Source organism: Streptomyces omiyaensis (assembly GCF_014650895.1).
GTDB classification, from domain to species: Bacteria; Actinomycetota; Actinomycetes; order Streptomycetales; family Streptomycetaceae; genus Streptomyces; species Streptomyces omiyaensis.
Genome location: NZ_BMVV01000008.1, coordinates 310,538 through 330,041, shown reverse-complemented (window position 1 = coordinate 330,041; position 19,504 = coordinate 310,538). Strand labels below are relative to the sequence as shown.

The 19,504-nt window shown below is 71.8% G+C and carries 15 protein-coding genes; 3 read left to right on the top strand and 12 right to left on the bottom strand.

Features of this window, described 5'->3' with window-relative positions; all coding sequences use genetic code 11:
* The 3 genes from alaS to IE287_RS16585 are packed head-to-tail and all read right to left on the bottom strand — an operon-like array spanning position 1 to position 3,466.
* Positions 1-2,670 (bottom strand): alanine--tRNA ligase, encoded by a 2,670-nt coding sequence (alaS, locus tag IE287_RS16595; protein ID WP_189849816.1) that lies wholly within the window; start codon positions 2,668-2,670, stop codon positions 1-3.
* The gene (locus IE287_RS16590; RefSeq protein ID WP_189849815.1) at positions 2,670-3,020 is read right to left on the bottom strand and encodes a DUF6167 family protein; all 351 of its coding nucleotides are present in this window, start codon (positions 3,018-3,020) and stop codon (positions 2,670-2,672) included. The genes alaS and IE287_RS16590 overlap by 1 nt, the downstream gene beginning before the upstream one ends.
* 5 nt (positions 3,021-3,025) lie before the next feature.
* Positions 3,026-3,466 (bottom strand): DUF948 domain-containing protein, encoded by a 441-nt coding sequence (locus tag IE287_RS16585; protein WP_189849814.1) that lies wholly within the window; start codon positions 3,464-3,466, stop codon positions 3,026-3,028.
* Positions 3,467-3,634: 168 nt separating this feature from the next.
* Between IE287_RS16585 and IE287_RS16580 the strand changes: the two genes are divergently transcribed.
* The gene (locus IE287_RS16580; RefSeq protein WP_189849813.1) at positions 3,635-5,791 is read left to right on the top strand and encodes an ATP-binding protein; all 2,157 of its coding nucleotides are present in this window, start codon (positions 3,635-3,637) and stop codon (positions 5,789-5,791) included.
* Between the two features lie 31 nt (positions 5,792-5,822).
* Here IE287_RS16580 and rpsD read toward each other — a convergent pair whose 3' ends face one another.
* From rpsD to IE287_RS16555, 5 genes are all read right to left on the bottom strand, one after another.
* Positions 5,823-6,437 (bottom strand): 30S ribosomal protein S4, encoded by a 615-nt coding sequence (rpsD, locus tag IE287_RS16575; protein ID WP_189849812.1) that lies wholly within the window; start codon positions 6,435-6,437, stop codon positions 5,823-5,825.
* Positions 6,438-6,789: 352 nt separating this feature from the next.
* On the bottom strand, positions 6,790-8,139 hold the full coding sequence (locus IE287_RS16570; RefSeq protein WP_189849811.1) for a replication-associated recombination protein A: 1,350 nt from the start codon (positions 8,137-8,139) through the stop codon (positions 6,790-6,792).
* Between the two features lie 45 nt (positions 8,140-8,184).
* A complete protein-coding gene (locus IE287_RS16565; protein WP_189849810.1) occupies positions 8,185-8,799 on the bottom strand; it encodes a vitamin K epoxide reductase family protein in 615 nt (204 codons plus the stop codon).
* Between the two features lie 138 nt (positions 8,800-8,937).
* Positions 8,938-10,200 (bottom strand): histidine--tRNA ligase, encoded by a 1,263-nt coding sequence (gene hisS / locus IE287_RS16560; RefSeq protein WP_189849809.1) that lies wholly within the window; start codon positions 10,198-10,200, stop codon positions 8,938-8,940.
* 10 nt (positions 10,201-10,210) lie between these two features.
* Positions 10,211-10,921: an MBL fold metallo-hydrolase gene (locus IE287_RS16555; protein WP_189849808.1), complete on the bottom strand. Its 711-nt coding sequence runs from the start codon at positions 10,919-10,921 to the stop codon at positions 10,211-10,213.
* A gap of 154 nt (positions 10,922-11,075) precedes the next feature.
* Here IE287_RS16555 and IE287_RS16550 point away from each other — a divergent pair, with 154 nt between their 5' ends.
* Positions 11,076-11,828: a peptidylprolyl isomerase gene (locus IE287_RS16550; protein ID WP_189849807.1), complete on the top strand. Its 753-nt coding sequence runs from the start codon at positions 11,076-11,078 to the stop codon at positions 11,826-11,828.
* A gap of 226 nt (positions 11,829-12,054) precedes the next feature.
* Positions 12,055-13,284 carry a DUF349 domain-containing protein gene (locus IE287_RS16545; protein ID WP_189849806.1) on the top strand — a complete coding sequence of 410 codons (1,230 nt, stop codon included), beginning with the start codon at positions 12,055-12,057 and terminating at the stop codon, positions 13,282-13,284.
* 79 nt (positions 13,285-13,363) lie between these two features.
* Here the strand turns inward: IE287_RS16545 and IE287_RS16540 are convergent, their stop codons facing one another.
* From IE287_RS16540 to secD, 4 genes are all read right to left on the bottom strand, one after another.
* On the bottom strand, positions 13,364-15,814 hold the full coding sequence (locus IE287_RS16540) for a RelA/SpoT family protein (protein WP_189849805.1): 2,451 nt from the start codon (positions 15,812-15,814) through the stop codon (positions 13,364-13,366).
* Positions 15,815-16,091: 277 nt separating this feature from the next.
* The gene (locus tag IE287_RS16535) at positions 16,092-16,643 is read right to left on the bottom strand and encodes an adenine phosphoribosyltransferase (protein ID WP_189849804.1); all 552 of its coding nucleotides are present in this window, start codon (positions 16,641-16,643) and stop codon (positions 16,092-16,094) included.
* Entirely contained in the window at positions 16,640-17,713 is a 1,074-nt protein-coding gene (gene secF / locus IE287_RS16530; RefSeq protein WP_189849803.1) for a protein translocase subunit SecF, read from the bottom strand. The genes IE287_RS16535 and secF overlap by 4 nt, the downstream gene beginning before the upstream one ends.
* A gap of 1 nt (position 17,714) precedes the next feature.
* Positions 17,715-19,496: a protein translocase subunit SecD gene (gene secD, locus IE287_RS16525; protein WP_189849802.1), complete on the bottom strand. Its 1,782-nt coding sequence runs from the start codon at positions 19,494-19,496 to the stop codon at positions 17,715-17,717.
* Positions 19,497-19,504: the final 8 nt, after the last annotated feature.

The following is a 19,504-nucleotide window of genomic DNA, read 5'->3' as shown; positions in this document are numbered from 1 at the left end:
TCACGCCGTCTCCACCACGAGGCGCTCGACGGCGGCGATGGCCTCGCCGACGGCCTCCGGGTTCTGGCCGCCGCCCTGGGCGACGTCCGGCTTGCCGCCGCCACCGCCGCCGAGGGTCTTGGCGGCGGTGCGGACCAGGTCACCGGCCTTGAGGCCGCGCTCGCGGGCGGCCTCGTTGGTGGCGATGACCGTGAGCGGCTTGCCGTTGGCCGTGGTGAACAGGGCGACGACGGCCGGACGGTCGGAGGGGATCCGGCCGCGCACGTCGAGGACGAGCTTGCGCAGGTCGTCGGCGCCGGTGCCGTCCGGGACCTGGCCGGTGACGAGGGCGAGGCCGCGGATGTCCTTGGCGGAGTCGACCAGACCGGCGGCAGCCTGGAGGACCTTCTCCGCGCGGAACTTCTCGATCTCCTTCTCGGCGTCCTTCAGCTTGCCGAGCATGGAGGCGATCTTCTCCGGCAGCTCCTCCGGACGGCCCTTGACCAGCTCCTGGAGCTGGGCGACGACCGTGTGCTCCTTGGCGAGGAAGTTGTACGCGTCGACGCCGACCAGGGCCTCGATGCGGCGCACGCCGGAGCCGATGGAGGACTCGCCGAGCAGCTTCACCAGGCCCAGCGCGGAGGTGTTCTTGACGTGGGTGCCGCCGCACAGCTCCTTGGAGAAGTCGCCGATGGTGACGACGCGGACCTGCTCGCCGTACTTCTCGCCGAACTCGGCGATGGCGCCCTGGCGCTTGGCCTCGTCGATCGGCATGACCTCGGCGTGGACCTCCAGCTCGCGCGAGAGGACCTCGTTGATCTTCTGCTCGACGTCCATGAGGACCGTGCCGGGGACGGCGTTCGGCGAACCGAAGTCGAAGCGGAAGCGGCCGGGCTGGTTCTCCGAACCGGCCTGGGCGGCCGTCGGGCCGAGGGCGTCGCGCAGCGCCTGGTGGGTCAGGTGGGTGGCCGAGTGGGCGCGGGCGATGGCCTGGCGGCGGCGCACGTCGATGGTGGCGTAGGCGGTGGAGCCCACGGTCACCTCGCCGACCTGCACCGCGCCCTTGTGCACCGAGACGCCGGGGACGGGCTGCTGCACGTCGCGGATCTCGATGACGGCGCCGGAGTGGAGCCGGATGCGGCCCTGGTCGGCGATCTGACCGCCGCCCTCGGCGTAGAAGGGGGTGCGGTCGAGGACGACCTCGACCTCGTCGCCCTCGGAGGCGGCCGGCGAGGGGACGCCGTTCACCAGCAGGCCGACGACCGTGGACTCGCCCTCGGTGTTGGTGTAGCCGGTGAACCGGGTGGCGCCGGCGGCGTCGGCGATCTCGCGGTACGAGGTCACGTCGGCGTGGCCGGTCTTCTTGGCCAGGGCGTCGGCCTTGGCGCGGTCCCGCTGCTCCTTCATCAGGCGCCGGAAGCCGTCCTCGTCCACGGAGAGGCCCTGCTCGGCGGCCATCTCCAGGGTGAGGTCGATCGGGAAGCCCCAGGTGTCGTGGAGCAGGAAGGCCTGCTCGCCGGCGAGGACCGAGCCGCCGGCGGCCTTGGTCTCGGTGACGGCGGTGTCGAGGATGTTGGTGCCGCCCTTGAGGGCCTTCAGGAACGCGGCCTCCTCGGCGAGGGCGACCGTCTCGATGCGCTTGCGGTCGGTCTCCAGCTCCGGGTACTGCTCGCCCATGGTCCGGATGACCGTGTCGACGAGCTCGCCGACGACCGGGCCGGTGGCGCCGAGCAGGCGCATGTTGCGGACGGCACGGCGCATGATGCGGCGCAGCACGTAGCCGCGGCCCTCGTTGCCCGGGGTGACGCCGTCGCCGATGAGCATGACCGAGGTGCGCATGTGGTCGGCGACCACGCGCAGCGAGACGTCGCTGTCGTGGCTCTTGCCGTAGGCGACGCCGGTGAGCTCGGTGGCCTTGTCGATGACGACCTTGAGGGTGTCGGTCTCGTACATGTTCTGCACGCCCTGGAGGATCATCGCCAGGCGCTCGAGACCGAGACCGGTGTCGATGTTCTTGGACGGCAGGTCGCCGAGGATCTCGAAGTCCTCCTTGCCGATGCCCCGGCCCCGCTCGTACTGCATGAAGACGAGGTTCCAGATCTCGACGTACCGCTCGTCGTTGACGGCCGGGCCGCCCTCGACGCCGAACTCCGGGCCGCGGTCGTAGTTGATCTCGGAGCAGGGGCCGCAGGGGCCGGGGACGCCCATGGACCAGAAGTTGTCCTTCTTGCCGAGGCGCTGGATGCGCTCGGCCGGGACGCCCACGACGTCGCGCCAGATCTGCTCGGCCTCGTCGTCGTCCTGGTAGACGGTGATCCAGAGCTTCTCCGGCTCCAGCCCGTAGCCGCCGTGCTCCACCGAGGTGGTCAGCAGCTCCCAGGCGAGCTTGATGGCGCCTTCCTTGAAGTAGTCGCCGAAGGAGAAGTTGCCGCACATCTGGAAGAACGTGCCGTGGCGGGTGGTCTTGCCGACCTCTTCGATGTCGGGCGTGCGCACGCACTTCTGCACGCTGGAGGCGCGCGCGAAGGGCGGCTTGACCTCACCCAGGAAGTAGGGCTTGAAGGGCACCATGCCCGCGGGGACGAGCAGCAGAGTCGGGTCGTCCGCGATGAGCGACGCCGAAGGGACGACGGTGTGACCGCGCTCCTCGAAGAAGCTCAGCCAGCGGCGGCGGATTTCAGCCGACTCCATCAGTGGTCCTCATTCCGGTTGTACGAGATCGTGCGCGACGAAAACGTGGTCGTGGTCTTGTGCGGGGTGGGGCCGAGAGCGGCCCGGCGGCGGGGCTCGGGGAGCTCCCGGTCCGCGGGGGGCTGTGCGTCGAGGCCGAGCGCCTCACCCAGCTCGGCCTCCCGCTGGACCATCCCCGCCCTCACGTCGAGGGCGAAGTCCTTGAGCCGGTGGCCCGCCTCGACCGCCTTGTTGGCGGCCTGGGCCGCCAGGCTCTCGGGGGTCAGCTGCTGGATCTTGCGGTTGACCTTGGTGGTGGCCCAGACGCCGGCGGCTGCGCCGGCCGTGAACCAGAACGTACGGCGGAACATCGCGGCTATCGGCCCTTCTGCTTCCGGCGCCGTGCGAGGGGCACGGTACGACCGACGATCACAGTACGGCGCCCGGCGGCGGGCGGCACGTCCCCCCGGTCCCGGCCGCGGCCGAGCGCCCTGCGGACCCCGTAGCCGAACGCGGCGACCTTGACGAGCGGGCCGCCGAAGGTGGAGGCGACGGTCGTCGAGAGCGCGGAGGCGTTGGCGGTGACCTCCTGGACGTCGGAGGCGATGGCGTCCACCCGGTCGAGCTGGGTCTGCGCCGAGCGCACGGTGGCCGACGCGTCGGCGAGCAGGGGAACCGCCTGCTCGGTCACGTCCGCCACGAGCTTGGTGGTCGCCCGGAGCGTCTGTGCCAGCCTCGCCAGTACCACGGCGAGGAAGGAGACGAGGATCGCCCAGAACACGGCCACCAGGATCCCGGCAACCTCTCCACCGGTCACTCCGCACCGCTCTCTGCTGTCGTCGTTGGTCGTTCGGGTCCTGCGAAAAGTCGTCCTCCGACCCTATCGCGCCCGGGCTGTCGAGCCGTACCGCATTACCGCCCGTGGGGCGGGAGTTACCCGATCAGATTGTACGGAGCGCGCGCGGATGAGTACGCTCCGTGTCCCATGCGACGCAGCAACCTCCCCGCGGAGCTCAACCGGTTCGTGGGACGCGCCGACGAGCAGGCCGCGCTGGCCGCCCTCCTGGACGAGTCACGCCTCGTCACCGTCCTGGGGGTGGGCGGGGTCGGCAAGACCCGGCTCGCCCTCAGGGTCGCCGCCGCCGCGCAGAAACGCTTTGGCGAGGAGGTGCGGCTCGCGGAGCTGGCGCCGCTGCGCGACCCGGAGCTGGTCGAGCACGCCCTCGTGGAGGCGCTCGGCCTCACCGACCACACGCTCCGCGGACCGCGCGAGGTGCTGCTGGAGCACCTCGCCGGGCGCCGGCTGCTCCTCGTCCTCGACGGCTTCGAGCACCTGGTGGAGGCCTGTGCCCCGCTCGTCCGCGAGCTGCTCGCGGCGGCCCCCGGCCTCACCGTGCTCGCCGCCGGCCGCCGTCCGCTGCGGATCCCGGGCGAGGCGGTGCTGAGGCTGGCGCCGATGGACGAGCCCGACGCGCGGGAGCTGCTGGCCGAGCGGGCCGCGGGGGCCGGCGCGCCCGCCCTCGCGGAGGACGGGCCGGTACGGGAGCTGTGCCGGCGCCTCGACGGGATCCCGCTCGCGCTCGAACTGGCCGCGGGACGGCTCTCCCTGCTCTCCGTCGAGCAGCTGCTGGCCCGCCTCGACGACCGGTTCCGGCTGCTCGGCGACGGCGGGCGCGGAGTCCTCCCCCGTCACCGGACGCTGCGCACCGCCATCGGCTGGAGCCACGAGCTGTGCACCCCGGAGGAGCGGCTGCTCTGGGCGCGCCTCTCGGTCTTCGCCGGCCCCTTCGACCTGGAGGCGGTGGAGTACGTGTGCGGGGGCCCCGACCTGCCGCAGGAGGGGATCCTCGACCTGCTGGACGGCCTCCTCGCGCAGTCGCTGGTGGCCCGGGAGGACACGGCGGCGGGCCCGGGCTACCGGATGCTCGACACGGTGGCGGCGTACGGCGCGCAGTGGCTGGCGGCGCTCGGGGACACCGAGCGGATGCGGCGGCGGCACCGGGACTGGTACATGGGCCTGGCGACCTGGTGCGAGCTGGAGTGGTTCAGCCCCCGGCAGGCGGAGGTGGCGGTCCGGACGGCCGCGGCGCTGCCGAACCTGAGGGCCGCGCTCGACCTCTGCCTGGAGCTGCCGGACGAGGCGCACCTGGCCCAGCACCTGGCGGGGACGCTCTGGTTCGCGTGGGTGGGGTGCGGGCGGCTCTCGGAGGGGCGGCACTGGCTGGACAGGGCCCTGGCGCTCGACTCGGGGCACGAGGAGGCACGGCTGAAGGCCCAGTGGGTGCTCGGCTACGTGGCGGTCCTCCAGGGCGATCCGACGGCGGCGGTGGCCGCGCTGCACTCCTGCCGGGAGCGGGCGCGGGCGTCGCGGAACCGGCTGGCGGAGGCGTACGCGACGCACCGGCTGGGGTGTCTGGCGCTCCTCTCGGACGACTTCCCGCGCGCCGAGGAGCTGCTGGGCCGGGCCCTCGACGCGTACGCGGAGCTCGGCGAGCTGAACAGCAACGTGCTGATGGGCCGGGTGGAGCTGGCGATGGCGCGGGCCTTCCGGGGCGACCTGGAGGGCGCGGTGGCGATCTGCCGGGAGGTGCGCGAGGTCTGCGAGGAGCGGGGCGAGCGGTGGACCCGGGCGTACGCGCTCTATGTGCTCGGGTACGCGGCGTGGACCCGGGGCGCGCCGGCGGAGGCGCGGGAGCTGCTGGTGGAGTGCCTGACGATCAACCACCTCTTCCGCGACCTGGTGGGGGTGGTGCTGGCCGTGGAGCTGCTGGCGCTGGTCACGGTGAGCGAGGGCGACGCGGTGGAGGCGGCGGTGCTCCAGGGGGCGGCGCTGCCGGTCTGGGACGCGGTCGGGCTCCAGCTCTTCGGCTCGGGCTCCTTCGACGGGCCGCGGGCGCTGTGCGCGGGGCGGGCGGTGGAGGAGCTGGGCGCCGGGCGGTACGAGGAGGCGTTCCGGCGGGGGCAGGACCTCTCGCTGGACGAGGCGGTGGAGCGGGCGGTGGCCGACCGGCCGGGGGCGGTCGCCGGCGGGCCGGCGGGGGCGGCGCCGCGGCCGTTCCGCACCGCGCGTCCGCCGGTGGTGCCGGGAACGCGGAAGCCCGCCGGCTCCCCCACCGGAAAGGGCGGGGAGGCGGCGGGCTGAACACCGCGGATCGAGCGCTGCGGCCGCTGGATCAGCGGGCGTAGTACTCGACGACCAGCTGCTCGTCGCAGATGACCGGGATCTCCTTGCGGTTCGGCTCGCGGTCCAGGCGGAAGGCCAGGGCCTTCAGGTTGACCTGGAGGTAGCGCGGGGTCTCGCCGTCGGGGGCGAAGCCACCCTCGCGGGCGACCTGGAAGAGGGTCTTCGCGCGGGACTTCTCGCGGACCATCACGACGTCGTCGGGACGGACGCGGAAGGACGGCTTGTCGACCTTGCCACCGTTGACCTGGATGTGGCCGTGGACGACCATCTGACGGGCCTGGTAGATGGTGCGGGCGATGCCCGAACGCAGGACCAGGGCGTCGAGACGGCGCTCGAGCTCGACGACCAGCGCCTCGCCCGTCTTGCCCTCGGCCTTCTTGGCGCGGTCGTAGGCGCGCGCCATCTGGCGCTCGCTGATGTCGTACTGGGCACGCAGACGCTGCTTCTCGAGCAGACGGACCTTGTAGTCCGAGTTCTGCTTGCGGCCGCGGCCGTGCTCGCCCGGCGGGTAGGGACGGGCCTCGAAGTACTTGACGGCCTTCGGCGTCAGCGCGATGCCGAGGGCACGCGACTTCTTGACCTTGGGGCGGGCCTGGTTCGTCATGAACCAACCTCTCTGTCTGAACGAATACGGCTTCACCAGTGGTCAGGGAGGTCGCATCCGCAGCCGGGAAAACCCGTCGGGTCCGCGAGGGACCCGTCGGGCAGCCGCTTCCCGGTCTGGGCACGTACGTGCAGCACGCGGACGGCCCACCGCCGGTCCCGGGAATCCGGGGGGTGGTGGGTGGCACGCGACACCTTCGAAGGTGCGCGACGCTCCTGGAAACCCTGCCCGGGGGCGGGTCTCCTGCTGACTGTCCCGCTCTGGTGGTGCCGGCGGGGCCGGACGCGGAACGCAGCGATCCCGACCAGTGTACCGGCTCCGCGGAGCGCCGCCGTCCCGGGGGCCGGTCCGCTCAGCCGTCGCCCTTGAGCCGCCCGCGGACCTTCTCGACCACGTCCGCGTAGCGGGCCTCGGCACCGTAGCGGGTGGGTTCGTAGTACCGCCTGCCGTGGAGGGCGTCGGGGGCGTACTGCTGGGCGGCGATCGCGCCGGGCACGTCGTGCGGGTAGACGTACCCCTGGGCGTGGCCGAGCTTGGCCGCGCCCTTGTAGTGGCCGTCGCGCAGGTGGGACGGGACCGGGCCGGCCAGGCCGTTCCTGACGTCCTCGCGGGCGGCGGAGATCGCGTTGGTCGCCGCGTTGGACTTGGGGGCGAGGGCGAGGGCGATGGTGGCGTGGCTGAGGGTGAGGGCGGCCTCGGGGAAGCCGATCATGGCGACGGCCTGGGCGGCGGCGACGGCGAGCGGCAGGGCCTGGGGATCGGCGAGGCCGATGTCCTCGCTGGCGGAGATCATCAGCCGGCGGGCGATGAAGCGGGGGTCCTCGCCGGCCTCGATCATGCGGGCCAGGTAGTGCAGGGCCGCGTCCACGTCGGAGCCGCGGATGGACTTGATGAGGGCGCTGGCGACGTCGTAGTGCTGGTCGCCGTCCCGGTCGTACTTCACGGCCGCCCGGTCGACCGCCTCCTCGACGGTCTGGAGGGTGATCTCCCGCTCCCCCTTGGCGAGGGCGCCGCCGGCCGCGGCCTCCAGGGCGGTGAGGGCGCGCCGGGCGTCCCCTCCGGCGATCCGCAGCAGGTGGGCGCGGGCGTCGTCGCCGAGACCGACGGCGCCGCCGAGACCGCGCTCCTCCGTGACGGCCCGGTCCATCAGGCCGCTGAGGTCCTCGTCGGTGAGCGGCTCCAGGGTGAGGAGCAGCGAGCGGGAGAGGAGCGGGGAGATCACCGAGAAGTAGGGGTTCTCGGTGGTGGCGGCGATGAGGGTGACCCAGCGGTTCTCGACGGCCGGGAGCAGGGAGTCCTGCTGGGCCTTGGAGAAGCGGTGGATCTCGTCGAGGAAGAGGACGGTCTCCTTGCCGTAGCCGCCGGAGGCGCGGCGGGCCCCGTCGATGACGGCCCGGACCTCCTTGACGCCCGCGGTGATCGCGGAGAGCTCGACGAAACGCTTCTCGGTGGCCTTGGAGACCACGTACGCGAGAGTGGTCTTGCCGATGCCGGGCGGGCCCCAGAGGATCACCGAGGAGGCGCCTGCGGGGCCGCTCCCCTCCCCGACGAGCCGCCGCAGCGGTGAGCCCGGCTTGAGCAGGTGGCGCTGGCCCACCACCTCGTCGAGGGTGCGGGGGCGCATCCGGACAGCCAGGGGGCTGCTGGACGGGTCCTTCTCCTGGCGTTCTTCGGCGGCTGCGGTAAAGAGGTCGGGCTCCACGTCCACGAAGCCTAGGTCACGCCGCCGACAAGCGGGCGGGAGCGGTCAGCTCGTCCAGAAGTCCCACCAGCGGGTGAGGATCAGCATGCCGATGATCCCGATGTGCAGGACGGGCAGGACCCAGGTGAACTCGGCGAGGAAGGTCCGCAGGCCGGCCGGGGCGGGGATGACGCCGTGGCGGACGTTGTGGGAGGTCACGTACCAGAACATGACGATGGTGGCGGCCCAGGCGAGGCAGCACCACAGGCAGAGCGAGTTGATCTCGTACAGGGACTGCTGCATCAGCCAGGTGCAGAAGCCGACGCCGAAGAGGGTGCCGGCGTTGAGGCCGAGCCAGTACCAGCGGCGGTAGCGGGCGCCGGCGAGGAGGCCGACGCCGATGGCGATCACCATGGCGTAGGTGACCAGGCCCAGCAGGGGGTTGGGGAAGCCGAAGACCGAGGCCTGCTCGCTCTTCATGATGTTCCCGCAGGACACGATGGGGTTGAGGCTGCACCCGGGGACGAAGTTCGGGTCCTCCAGGAGTTTGAACTTGTCGATGGTGATGATCCAGGCGGCGAGGACCCCGGCCGCCCCGGTGATCACCAGGAGCCAGGCCAGGCCCTTGCTCGCGCCGACGGTCCCCGTCGCCGCCGTCGTCTCCGTACCGGCGTTCGTCATGCCTGTCCTTCTCCGTCGCTCGCGGGCCCCCTGGCCATGGTCATTCTGCAACAAGGCGTACGCCATCGGCCGTTCGCGGGGCATAAGGAAGGGCCCGGCCGCGGGCGCGGACCGGGCCCCTCCCCCGAAAGCCGGACGTCAGGCGAGCTGGGCCCGCACGGCGTCCAGGACCTCGTCCAGGGCGACCGCGCGCTGCTCCCCGGACTCCATGTCCTTGAGCTGGACCACGCCCTCGGCGAGGTCCCGCTCCCCCGCGACCAGCGTGAGGCGGGCGCCGGAGCGGTTGGCGTCCTTCATGGCCCCCTTGAGGCCCTTGCCGCCGAAGGAGAAGTCGGCCGCGACACCGGCCCGGCGCAGCTCGGTGACCTTGGCGAAGAGGACGCGGCGCGCCTCCTCGCCGAGGGCGACCGCGAAGACGCTGGTGGCGGCCGGCAGGTCGAGGGCGATGCCCTCCGCCTCCAGGGCGAGGACGGTCCGGTCGACGCCGAGCGCCCAGCCGACGGAGGGCAGCGCGGGGCCGCCGATCATCTCGGAGAGGCCGTCGTAGCGGCCGCCGCCGCCCACGGCGGACTGGGAGCCGAGGCCGTCGTGGACGAACTCGAAGGTGGTCCGGGTGTAGTAGTCGAGGCCGCGGACCAGCTTGAGGTCGTCCTCGAAGACCACGCCGGCGGCGGTGATCAGTTCGCGGACCTGCTCGTGGTACGCCTTGCACGCGTCGCACAGGTAGTCGCGGAGCAGCGGCGCGTCGACGAGCTGCTTCTGCACGTCGGCGCGCTTGTCGTCGAGGACCCGCAGCGGGTTGATCTCGGCGCGGCGCAGGGTCTCCTCGTCGAGGTCGAGGCCGCGCAGGAAGGTCTGCAGGGCCTCGCGGTAGACGGGGCGGCACTCCTTGTCGCCGAGCGAGTTCAGCAGGATGCGGTACTGGCGCAGGCCGAGGGCGCGGTACGCCTGGTCGGCCAGGATGATCAGCTCGGCGTCGAGCGCCGGGTCCTCGGCGCCGATGGCCTCGGCGCCGACCTGCGAGAAGTGGCGGTAGCGGCCCGCCTGGGCGCGCTCGTAGCGGTAGTACGAGCCGGAGTACCAGAGCTTGACCGGGAGGTTGCCCTGCTTGTGCAGGTTGGCCTGGAGGGCCGCGCGCAGCACGGAGGCGGTGCCCTCGGGACGGAGGGCGAGCTGGTCGCCGCCCTTCGTGGTGAGGGTGTACATCTCCTTGGTCACGATGTCGGTGGACTCGCCGACGCCGCGGGCGAAGAGGTTCACGTCCTCGAAGCCGGGGGTCTCGACGTAGCCGTAGCCGGCGTTCCGCACCTGGGTCGCGATGGCGTCACGGACCGCCAGGAACACGGCGGAACGGGGCGGAATCAGGTCGTACGTGCCCTTGGGGGCCTGAAAGGTGCTCACGAAGGTCTCGTCACATTCCTCGTCGGGGAGCCTGGGTCTCGCTCCCGAGGCCGGAGGCCACCTGCCGCAGGTACGGGTTGGTGGCGCGCTCCTGGCCGATGGTCGTCTGGGGACCGTGGCCGGACAGGACGACGGTCGAGTTGTCGAGCGGCAGGACCACGCGGGTCAGCGATTCGAGCATCTCGGCCATGTCACCGCCGGGCAGGTCGGTGCGTCCGATGGAGCCGGCGAAGAGCAGGTCGCCGGAGAAGAACACGGAGGGGATCTCCGAGGTCTCCGGCGTCCGGAAGGTCACCGACCCCTTGGTATGACCGGGCGCGTGCGCGACGGAGAAGTCCATGCCGGCGAGCTTCAGCGCTGCGCCGTCGGCGAGCTCGTGCACGTCGTCCGGCTCGCCCACGGTCAGCTCGCCCATGAGGGGCATCCCGATGGAGCGGCCGAGGGCCTTCTCGGGGTCGCTCATCATGTACCGGTCGGCGGGGTGGATCCACGCGGGCACGCCATGGGCGCCGCAGACCGGGACGACGGAGGCGACGTGGTCGATGTGGCCATGGGTGAGGACCACCGCGACGGGCTTGAGCCGATGCTTCTTCAGCGTCTCCTCGACACCCTGGGCGGCCTGGTGGCCCGGGTCGATGATGACGCACTCCTCGCCTGCGGCGGGGGCGACCACGTAGCAGTTGGTGCCCCAGGCCCCGGCGGGGAACCCGGCAATCAGCACGATCGTCCTTCACTCTCGTCCGGCAGTTGACTGCGGCCTTGCGGAATGCAGCAGATCAGAGCCTACCGGCGGTGCGTATTCCACAGCCAACCCGTATACGGTACGGGCACACCCGGCCAGGACAGGAACACACGAACGAGAGGGAGCGGACCCCGTGGTCACCAGCGATCAGCGGCGGCGGCAGCTCGCCAGGGACAAGTACGCGCGCCAGCAGCAGCGACGGGCGGAGGCGCAGCGCAAGACCAAGCGCCGCAACACCGTGATCGCCGCCTCCCTCGCGGTGGTCCTCGCCGCCGGCGGGGCGGTGTACGCCTCGGTGCAGCTGCTGGGGGACGACGCCAAGAACACCGAGAACGAGGCGGCGACCGGCGAGCCGAAGATGGGCATCGAGGCCGAGGGCACGTACGCCTTCGCCCTGAAGACCAACGAGGGCGACGTCACCGTCGAGATGGACGCGGCGAAGACCCCGCGGACGGTGAACTCCTTCAAGCACCTCGCCGACAAGAAGTACTTCGACGGGACCAAGTGCCACCGGCTCACCACCGCCGGGATCTTCGTGCTCCAGTGCGGCGACCCGGAGGGCACCGGCATGGGCGGTCCCGGCTACACCATCCCGGACGAGAACCTCGACTCCCTGGGCAAGCCGGGCGCCGACGGCAAGGTCGTGTACAAGGCCGGCACGGTCGCCATGGCCAACACCGGGCAGCCGGGCACCGGCGGCTCGCAGTTCTTCCTCGTCTACAAGGACTCGCCGCTGCCGCCGCAGTACACCCCCTTCGGCACGATCGACGCGGCCGGTCTGGCCGCGGTGCAGAAGGTCGGCGCGGCCGGGGCCGACGGCGGTCAGGGCGACGGCGCCCCGAAGAAGCCGGTCACGATCGAGAAGGCGACCGTCACGAAGAAGTGAGGCGCGGCGCTCCGCGGGACGGCGGTCCGGCGGTCGGCACGCACGTGACCGTGGAATTTCGGTCGCGCTGAGTGCGGACAGCCGGGCCGCCGTTCGCCTAGATTGGCGTTGTGCGGCGCGGTCCGATCCGTCGGCCGCGCGGCGGAAGGCGGGCGAGGCCCGCCCAGGAACTGTGGACGATGCCCGGGGTCACCACCCGACGAGGGCATCATGGTGAGGAGGCGCTGTGAGCAGCGACCCGTGGGGCCGTGTCGACGAGACCGGCACGGTGTACGTGCGGACGGCCGAGGGTGAGAAGGTCGTCGGATCCTGGCAGGCGGGCACCCCCGAGGAGGCCCTGGCCTACTTCGAGCGCAAGTACGAGGGCCTGGTTGTCGAGATCGGCCTCCTCGAGAAGCGGGTGAAGACCACCGACCTCTCGGCGAAGGACGCCCAGACGGCGATCGAGCACATCAGGCACCAGGTCGACGAGCACCACGTCGTCGGCGACCTGGCCGCGCTCTCCGCCCGCCTGGACAAGCTCGTGGAGTCGGTGGACTCGCGCCGCGAGGAGCGCAAGGCGCAGAAGGCGAAGCAGGCGGACGAGGCCCGCTCCGCCAAGGAGGCGCTGGTCACCGAGGCCGAGGAGCTGGCGCAGAGCGAGCAGTGGCGGTCCGCCGGCGAGCGGCTGCGGGCGCTCGTGGACACCTGGAAGGGCCTGCCCCGGCTCGACCGCAAGTCCGACGACGAGCTGTGGCACCGCTTCTCGCACGCCCGCTCGGCCTTCTCCAAGCGCCGCAAGGCCCACTTCGCCCAGCTCGACTCGCAGCGCGAGGACGCCCGCAAGGCCAAGGAGCGTCTGGTCGCCGAGGCCGAGGCGCTGCAGAACTCCGCCGACTGGGGCGCGACCGCGGCCCGCTACCGCGAGCTGATGGCCGACTGGAAGGCCGCCGGCCGGGCGCAGCGCGAGCACGAGGACGACCTGTGGAACCGCTTCCGCGGCGCCCAGGACGTCTTCTTCGCGGCCCGGTCCGAGGTCTTCGCCGAGCGGGACGCGGAGCAGACCGAGAACCTCAAGCTGAAGGAGGAGCTCGCCGGCGAGGCCGAGAAGCTGCTCCCGGTGACGGACCTGAAGGCCGCCCGTGCCGCCTTCCGCGCCGTCAACGAGCGCTGGGAGGCCATCGGCCACGTGCCGCGCGACGCCCGCCCGAAGGTCGAGGGCCGGATGCACGCGGTGGAGCGGGCGATCCAGGAGGCCGAGGAGGCCGAGTGGCGCCGGACCAACCCGGAGGCGCGCGCGCGTGCCGCGGGTCTGACCGGTCAGCTCCAGGACGCCGTCGAGAAGCTGCGCAAGCAGATCGACGCGGCCCGGGCTGCGGGCAACGACGCCAAGGCCGACAAGCTCTCCAAGGAGCTGGAGGGCCGCCAGGCCCTGCTCGACCAGGCGCTGAAGGGCCTGGAGGAGTTCGGCGGCTGACCCCCGCCGGCACGAGCGGTACGAGGAAGGGCCCCCGGCGCGTGCCGGGGGCCCTTCCTCGTGCGTACCGGCAGGGGCCCTAGGGGCGTCGGGCGCTGGTGACGCGGTAGACGTCGTACACGCCCTCCACGCCCCGGACCGCCTTCAGGACGTGGCCCAGGTGCTTGGGGTCGCCCATCTCGAAGGTGAAGCGGGAGGTGGCCACCCGGTCCCGGGAGGTCTGGACGGCCGCCGAGAGGATGTTGACGTGCTGGTCCGAGAGGACCCGGGTGACGTCCGACAGGAGCCGGGAGCGGTCCAGCGCCTCGACCTGGATGGCGACCAGGAAGACCGAGGACTGGGTGGGGGCCCACTCGACCTCCAGGATCCGCTCGGGCTCCCGGGAGAGCGAGTCGACGTTCACGCAGTCGCTGCGGTGGACGGAGACGCCGCTGCCGCGGGTGACGAAGCCGATGATGGGGTCGCCGGGCACCGGGGTGCAGCAGCGGGCCAGCTTGACCCACACGTCGTCGACGCCCTTGACGACCACGCCGGGGTCGGCGTTGGAGCGGCGCTTGGAGCGGCCCCGGGTCGACGGCGCGGCCTCCTCGATGTCCTCGGTGGCGGCCTCCTCGCCGCCGAGCGCCTGCACCAGCTTCTGCACGATGGACTGGGCGGTGACGTGTCCCTCGCCGATCGCCGCGTACAGCGAGGAGATGTCGTTGTAGCGCATCTCGTGCGCGAGGGTGACGAGGGAGTCGCCGGTGAGGATCCGCTGGATCGGCAGGTTCTGCTTGCGCATGGCCCGCGCGATGGCGTCCTTGCCCTGCTCGATCGCCTCGTCGCGGCGCTCCTTGGAGAACCAGCCGCGGATCTTGTTGCGGGCGCGCGGGGACTTGACGAAGCCCAGCCAGTCGCGGGAGGGTCCGGCGCCGGCCGCCTTGGAGGTGAAGACCTCGACCAGGTCGCCGTTGTCGAGGGTGGATTCGAGCGGCACCAGCCGCCCGTTCACCCGCGCCCCTATCGTGCGGTGGCCGACCTCGGTGTGGACGGCGTAGGAGAAGTCGACCGGGGTGGCGCCGGCGGGCAGCGCGATGACGTCGCCCTTGGGCGTGAAGACGAAGACCTCGTTGCGCGAGAGGTCGAAGCGGAGGGACTCCAGGAACTCGCCCGGGTCCTCGGTCTCCTTCTGCCAGTCGAGCAGCTGGCGCAGCCACGCCATGTCGTTGAGGTGGTCGTCCTTGCCGGTGTTCTTCGGCACGTCGGTGCGCACCTTGGAGGCACCGGCGACGGCCTCCTGCTTGTACTTCCAGTGCGCGGCGATGCCGTACTCGGCGCGGCGGTGCATGTCGAAGGTGCGGATCTGGAGCTCGACGGGCTTGCCGTTGGGTCCGATGACCGTCGTGTGCAGCGACTGGTACATGTTGAACTTCGGCATCGCGATGTAGTCCTTGAACCGGCCGGGGACCGGGTTCCATCGCGCGTGGACGGTGCCGAGGGCCGCGTAGCAGTCGCGGACGGTGTCCACGAGCACGCGGATGCCGACCAGGTCGTAGATCTCCGCGAAGTCACGGCCGCGGACGATCATCTTCTGGTAGACGCTGTAGTAGTGCTTGGGGCGGCCGGTGACGGTCGCCTTGATGCGGGCGGCGCGCAGGTCGGTCTGGACCTCGTCGGTCACTATGGCGAGGTACTCGTCCCGCTTGGGGGCGCGCTCGGCGACGAGGCGGACGATCTCGTCGTACATCTTGGGGTAGAGGATCGCGAAGGCGAGGTCCTCCAGCTCCCACTTGATGGTGTTCATGCCCAGCCGGTGCGCCAGCGGGGCGTAGATCTCCAGCGTCTCGCGGGCCTTCTTCTCCTGCTTCTCCCGCTTGAGGTAGCGCATGGTGCGCATGTTGTGCAGGCGGTCGGCGAGCTTGATGACGAGGACCCGGGGGTCCTTGGCCATGGCGACGACCATCTTGCGGACGGTCTCGGCCTGCGCGGCCTCGCCGAACCGGACCTTGTCGAGCTTGGTGACGCCGTCGACGAGGAGCGTGACCTGGTCGCCGAAGTCGCGGCGCAGGTCCTCCAGGCCGTACTCGGTGTCCTCGACGGTGTCGTGGAGGAGGCCCGCCATCAGCGTCGCCGGGTCCATGCCGAGCTCGGCGAGGATGGTGGTGACGGCGAGCGGGTGGGTGATGTACGGGTCGCCGCTCTTGCGCTTCTGGCCGCGGTGCCAGCGCTCCGCGACCTGGTAGGCCCGCTCGATCTGGCGCAAAGTCGCCGTTTCGATCTTGGGGTCGTTGGAGCGGACGATCCGCAGCAGGGGTTCGAGGACCGGGTTGTACGGCGACGAGCGCTGCACGCCGAGCCGGGCCAGGCGGGCGCGCACCCGGTTGGAGGAGCCGCCGGAGCGGCTGGGCGCGGGGGCCGGTGCGGGAGCGGGCGCAGCAGGCTTCGGCCTGTTCTCCGCGGGCTTCTTCGGGGACGTGCCGGTTCCCTGCGCGGCCCGGTCGGCCTCGGGGTCGGGCTGCGCGGCGGAGAGTGACTGGGCCTCGTCTGGCAAAGAGCGCTCCTCTGGGGTCCCCCCGGACGGAGTCTGGGGGAGGTTCCGGGTCCCCCGGACAGGCCCGGAGAGGCCATCGTATCGAGCCACGACGCCCCGTGCTCACGCGCCCGGGGGACGGACGGGGACCGGGAGGCCGCCGCGGCGGCGCGCTTCGGCCCCCGATCGGGGGCATACCGGGGCAAACGCCAGGGGCGCCCCGGGAATTCCCGGGGCGCCCCTGGCGTGATTCCGATGGATCCTTTCCGGACCCGCCTCGGACCGTTCCCGACCCGCCTCAGACCGTGATCAGCGCGGTGAGCGGAGCGCCCCGGAGGGCGGGGTCCAGCCGGGCGCGGCCCGGGAGGAAGCCGAGCTCCATGAGGACCGCGACGCCCGCGACCTCGGCACCCGCGCGGCGGACCAGTTCGAGGGAGGCCTCGGCGGTGCCGCCGGTGGCGAGGACGTCGTCGATGACCATGACGCGGTCGCCCGCGGCCAGGTCCTCGGCGTGCACCTCGATCTCGGCGGTGCCGTACTCCAGCTCGTACGCCTGCCGGAGGGTGGCACCGGGCAGCTTGCCGGCCTTGCGGACCGGGACGAAGCCCAGGCCCGCGCGGACGGCGACCGGCGCCGCGAGGATGAAGCCGCGGGCCTCCAGGCCGACGATCTTCGTCGCGCCCTGCGCGGAGCAGAGGGCGGCGAGGACGTCGGTGAGGGCCGTGAACGCCTCCGGGTCCGCGAGCAGCGGGGTGATGTCCTTGAACATCACGCCCGGGATCGGGTAGTCGGGGACGTCACGGATCCTGCTGAGCAGCAGGCCGGTCACGTCCTCGGAGGCCTCGGTCATCCGCGGCGCTCCTCGCTGCGGCCCCGGCGCGCGGCGCGCGGGCCGACGACGGCGGCCTCCGCGGCCTCGACGCCGTCGTCCGGGCCGTCCTCGCCGCGGGCGGCGGCGGAGGCGCGCTTGGCCTGGACGCGCTTGCGCAGCGCCTTGATCGCCGGCTCGCGCTCCTTGAGGTCGGCGACGAGCGGGGTGGCGATGAAGATCGAGGAGTAGGCACCGGCGGCCAGACCCACGAAGAGCGACAGCGAGATGTCGTTCAGCATGCCGGCGCCGAGGACGCCGCCACCGATGAAGAGCAGGCCCGCGACGGGCAGCAGCGCCACGACGGTGGTGTTGATCGAGCGGACCAGCGTGCCGTTGATCGAGCGGTTCGCCATCTCGCTGTAGGTGAAGCGGGTCTGCTTCGTGATGTCCTTCGTCTGCTCCTTGAGGGAGTCGAAGACGACGACGGTGTCGTACAGCGAATATCCGAGAATGGTCAGCAGACCGATCACCGTGCCGACCGTGACCTCGAAGCCGACCAGCGAGTAGATGCCGACCGTGATCGTGAGGTCGTGGATCAGCGCGATCAGCGCCGCGACGGCCATTCTCCACTCGAAGGCGATGGCCAGGTAGATCACCACGAGGATCATGAAGACGCCGAGGCCGGTCCAGGCCTTGTTGGCGATCTGCTCGCCCCAGCTGGGGCCGACCAGCTCGGCAGCGATCTTCTCCTCGGGGAGGTTCAGGTCCTTGGCCAGCTCGGTGCGGACCTGGTCGGACTGCTCGGTGTCGAGGCCGCCGACCTGGATGCGCAGGGAGCCGTTGCCGAGCTGCTGGACGATCGCGTCGTGGCCGGAGGCCTCCTCCGCGTACTCCGTGGCCTGGCTGACGGTGACGTCCGTCTTCGGGGTGGTGAAGACGGCACCGCCCTGGAACTCGATGCCCATGTTGAGGCCGCGGACGGCCAGGGCGACGATGGCCGTGATGGTGATCAGGACGGAGAGGCCGTACCAGATCTTACGGTTCCCGATGAAGTCGTAACCGACCTCACCGCGGTGGAGCCGGGCGCCGAGATCGCCGAGCTTCGACATCTCACGCCTCCTTCGGTTCGACGGTGCCGGCGGCGCCGGCTGCGGGGGCGGTACGGCGGCTGCGGCGCAGCGGCGGCTTGGCGCCCAGGCGCTTCGGGTCCAGGCCGGAGAGCGGGTGGCCGTCGCCGAAGAACTTGGTGCGCGCGAGCAGCGTCATCAGCGGCTTGGTGAAGAGGAAGACCACGACGACGTCGAGCAGGGTGGTCAGACCGAGCGTGAACGCGAAGCCCTGGACCTTGCCGACGGTGACGATGAAGAGCACGGCCGCGGCCAGGAAGGACACGAAGTCGGAGACCAGGATGGTGCGGCGGGCCCGCGGCCAGGCGCGCTCCACGGCGGGGCGCAGCGTGCGGCCCTCGCGGAGCTCGTCGCGGATGCGCTCGAAGTAGACGATGAAGGAGTCGGCGGTGATGCCGATGGCGACGATGGCGCCGCAGACGGCCGGCAGGTTCAGCGCGAAGCCGATGGCCGGGCCGAGCAGGGCCATGATCACGTAGGTGAGCAGGGCGGAGACGCCGAGGCTGAGGATCGCGATGAACGACAGGCCGCGGTAGTAGACCACCAGGTAGAGGATGACCAGCGCCAGGCCGATCGCACCGGCGATGAGACCGGCCTCCAGCTGCTCGCCGCCGAGGGCGGCGGTGACGGTGTCGACGCTCTGGGTGTCGAAGGAGAGCGGCAGGGCGCCGTAGGCCAGGATGTTGCCGAGGTCCTGGGCGGACTGCTGGTTGAAGCTGCCGGAGATCTGGGCGTTGGCGCTCAGCGTGGTCTGGACGCGGGGCGCCGAGACGACCTCGCCGTCGAGGACGATCGCGAACTGGTTCTGCGGCTCGGTCTGCTGCGAGAGCTTGCTGGTGATCGACTGGAACTTCTTCGAGCCGGCGTCGGTGAACGCCATGTCGACGATCCACTGACCGCTCTGCTGGTCGATGGCGGCCTTGGCGTCGTCGACGTCACGGCCCTCGACCTCGGCGGGACCGAGGAGGTACTTCTCCCACTGGCCGATCGCGTTCTTGCCGCAGGCGACGATCGTGTCGGCCGGCTTGGTGCCCGCGGCGGCGGCGGTGCGCTGCTTGGGGTCCAGGCAGTTCAGCGTGGCGAACTTCTGCTGCAGCGCGGCGGTGGCGGCGTCCGCGCTGGGCGTGGCCTGCGGGGTGCCGGTCGCCTTGGGCGTGGCCGTGGCGGAGGCGCTGCCGGTGGGGGTGGGCGTCCCGGTGGCGTTCGGGGCCTTGAGGGCCTCGGAGAGGGCGCGCCCCTGGGTCGACGCGGTGGCGGTCGGCGTGGCCGGCTTCTTCTCGCCGACGGAGGCGGACGCGGAGGGCTTCGGCGTGGCCGTGCCCGAGGGGGTCGCGGTGGGCGCCGCGTCGGGCGCGGCGGCGGCGACGGTGAGCACGGGCCGGAAGTAGAGCTGGGCGGTGGTGCCGACCTGCTCGCGGGCCTGCTTCTCGTTCGTCCCCTTGGGGATGTTGACGATGATGTTCTCGCGGCCCTGCGTCTGGACCTCGGCCTCGGAGACGCCGAGACCGTTGACGCGGCGCTCGATGATGCCGACCGCCGTGTTCATGTTGGTCTCGTTGACCGCGGACTCCTGGCCGGGCTCGGCCTTGGCCTTGAGCGTGATCGACGTGCCGCCGGCGAGGTCGATGCCGAGGCGCGGGGTGGTGTGCCCCGACCAGAACATGCCGCCGGTGAGCGCGACCATGGCGATCAGAATGAAAGCCAGGGCGCGCCCAGGCCGGCTCTGTCCCCCCGCCGGCCCTCGGCCCTTCTTCGGTGCTGCCACCTGTCGTT

Excerpts from the sequence above, each read along its gene's own strand:
- alaS (WP_189849816.1), bottom strand. The coding sequence starts at position 2,670 with ATGGAGTCGGCTGAAATCCGCCGCCGCTGGCTGAGCTTCTTCGAGGAG.
- IE287_RS16590 (WP_189849815.1), bottom strand. The coding sequence starts at position 3,020 with ATGTTCCGCCGTACGTTCTGGTTCACGGCCGGCGCAGCCGCCGGCGTC.
- IE287_RS16580 (WP_189849813.1), top strand. The coding sequence starts at position 3,635 with ATGCGACGCAGCAACCTCCCCGCGGAGCTCAACCGGTTCGTGGGACGC.
- rpsD (WP_189849812.1), bottom strand. The coding sequence starts at position 6,437 with ATGACGAACCAGGCCCGCCCCAAGGTCAAGAAGTCGCGTGCCCTCGGC.
- IE287_RS16565 (WP_189849810.1), bottom strand. The coding sequence starts at position 8,799 with ATGACGAACGCCGGTACGGAGACGACGGCGGCGACGGGGACCGTCGGC.
- IE287_RS16535 (WP_189849804.1), bottom strand. The coding sequence starts at position 16,643 with ATGACCGAGGCCTCCGAGGACGTGACCGGCCTGCTGCTCAGCAGGATC.
- secF (WP_189849803.1), bottom strand. The coding sequence starts at position 17,713 with ATGTCGAAGCTCGGCGATCTCGGCGCCCGGCTCCACCGCGGTGAGGTC.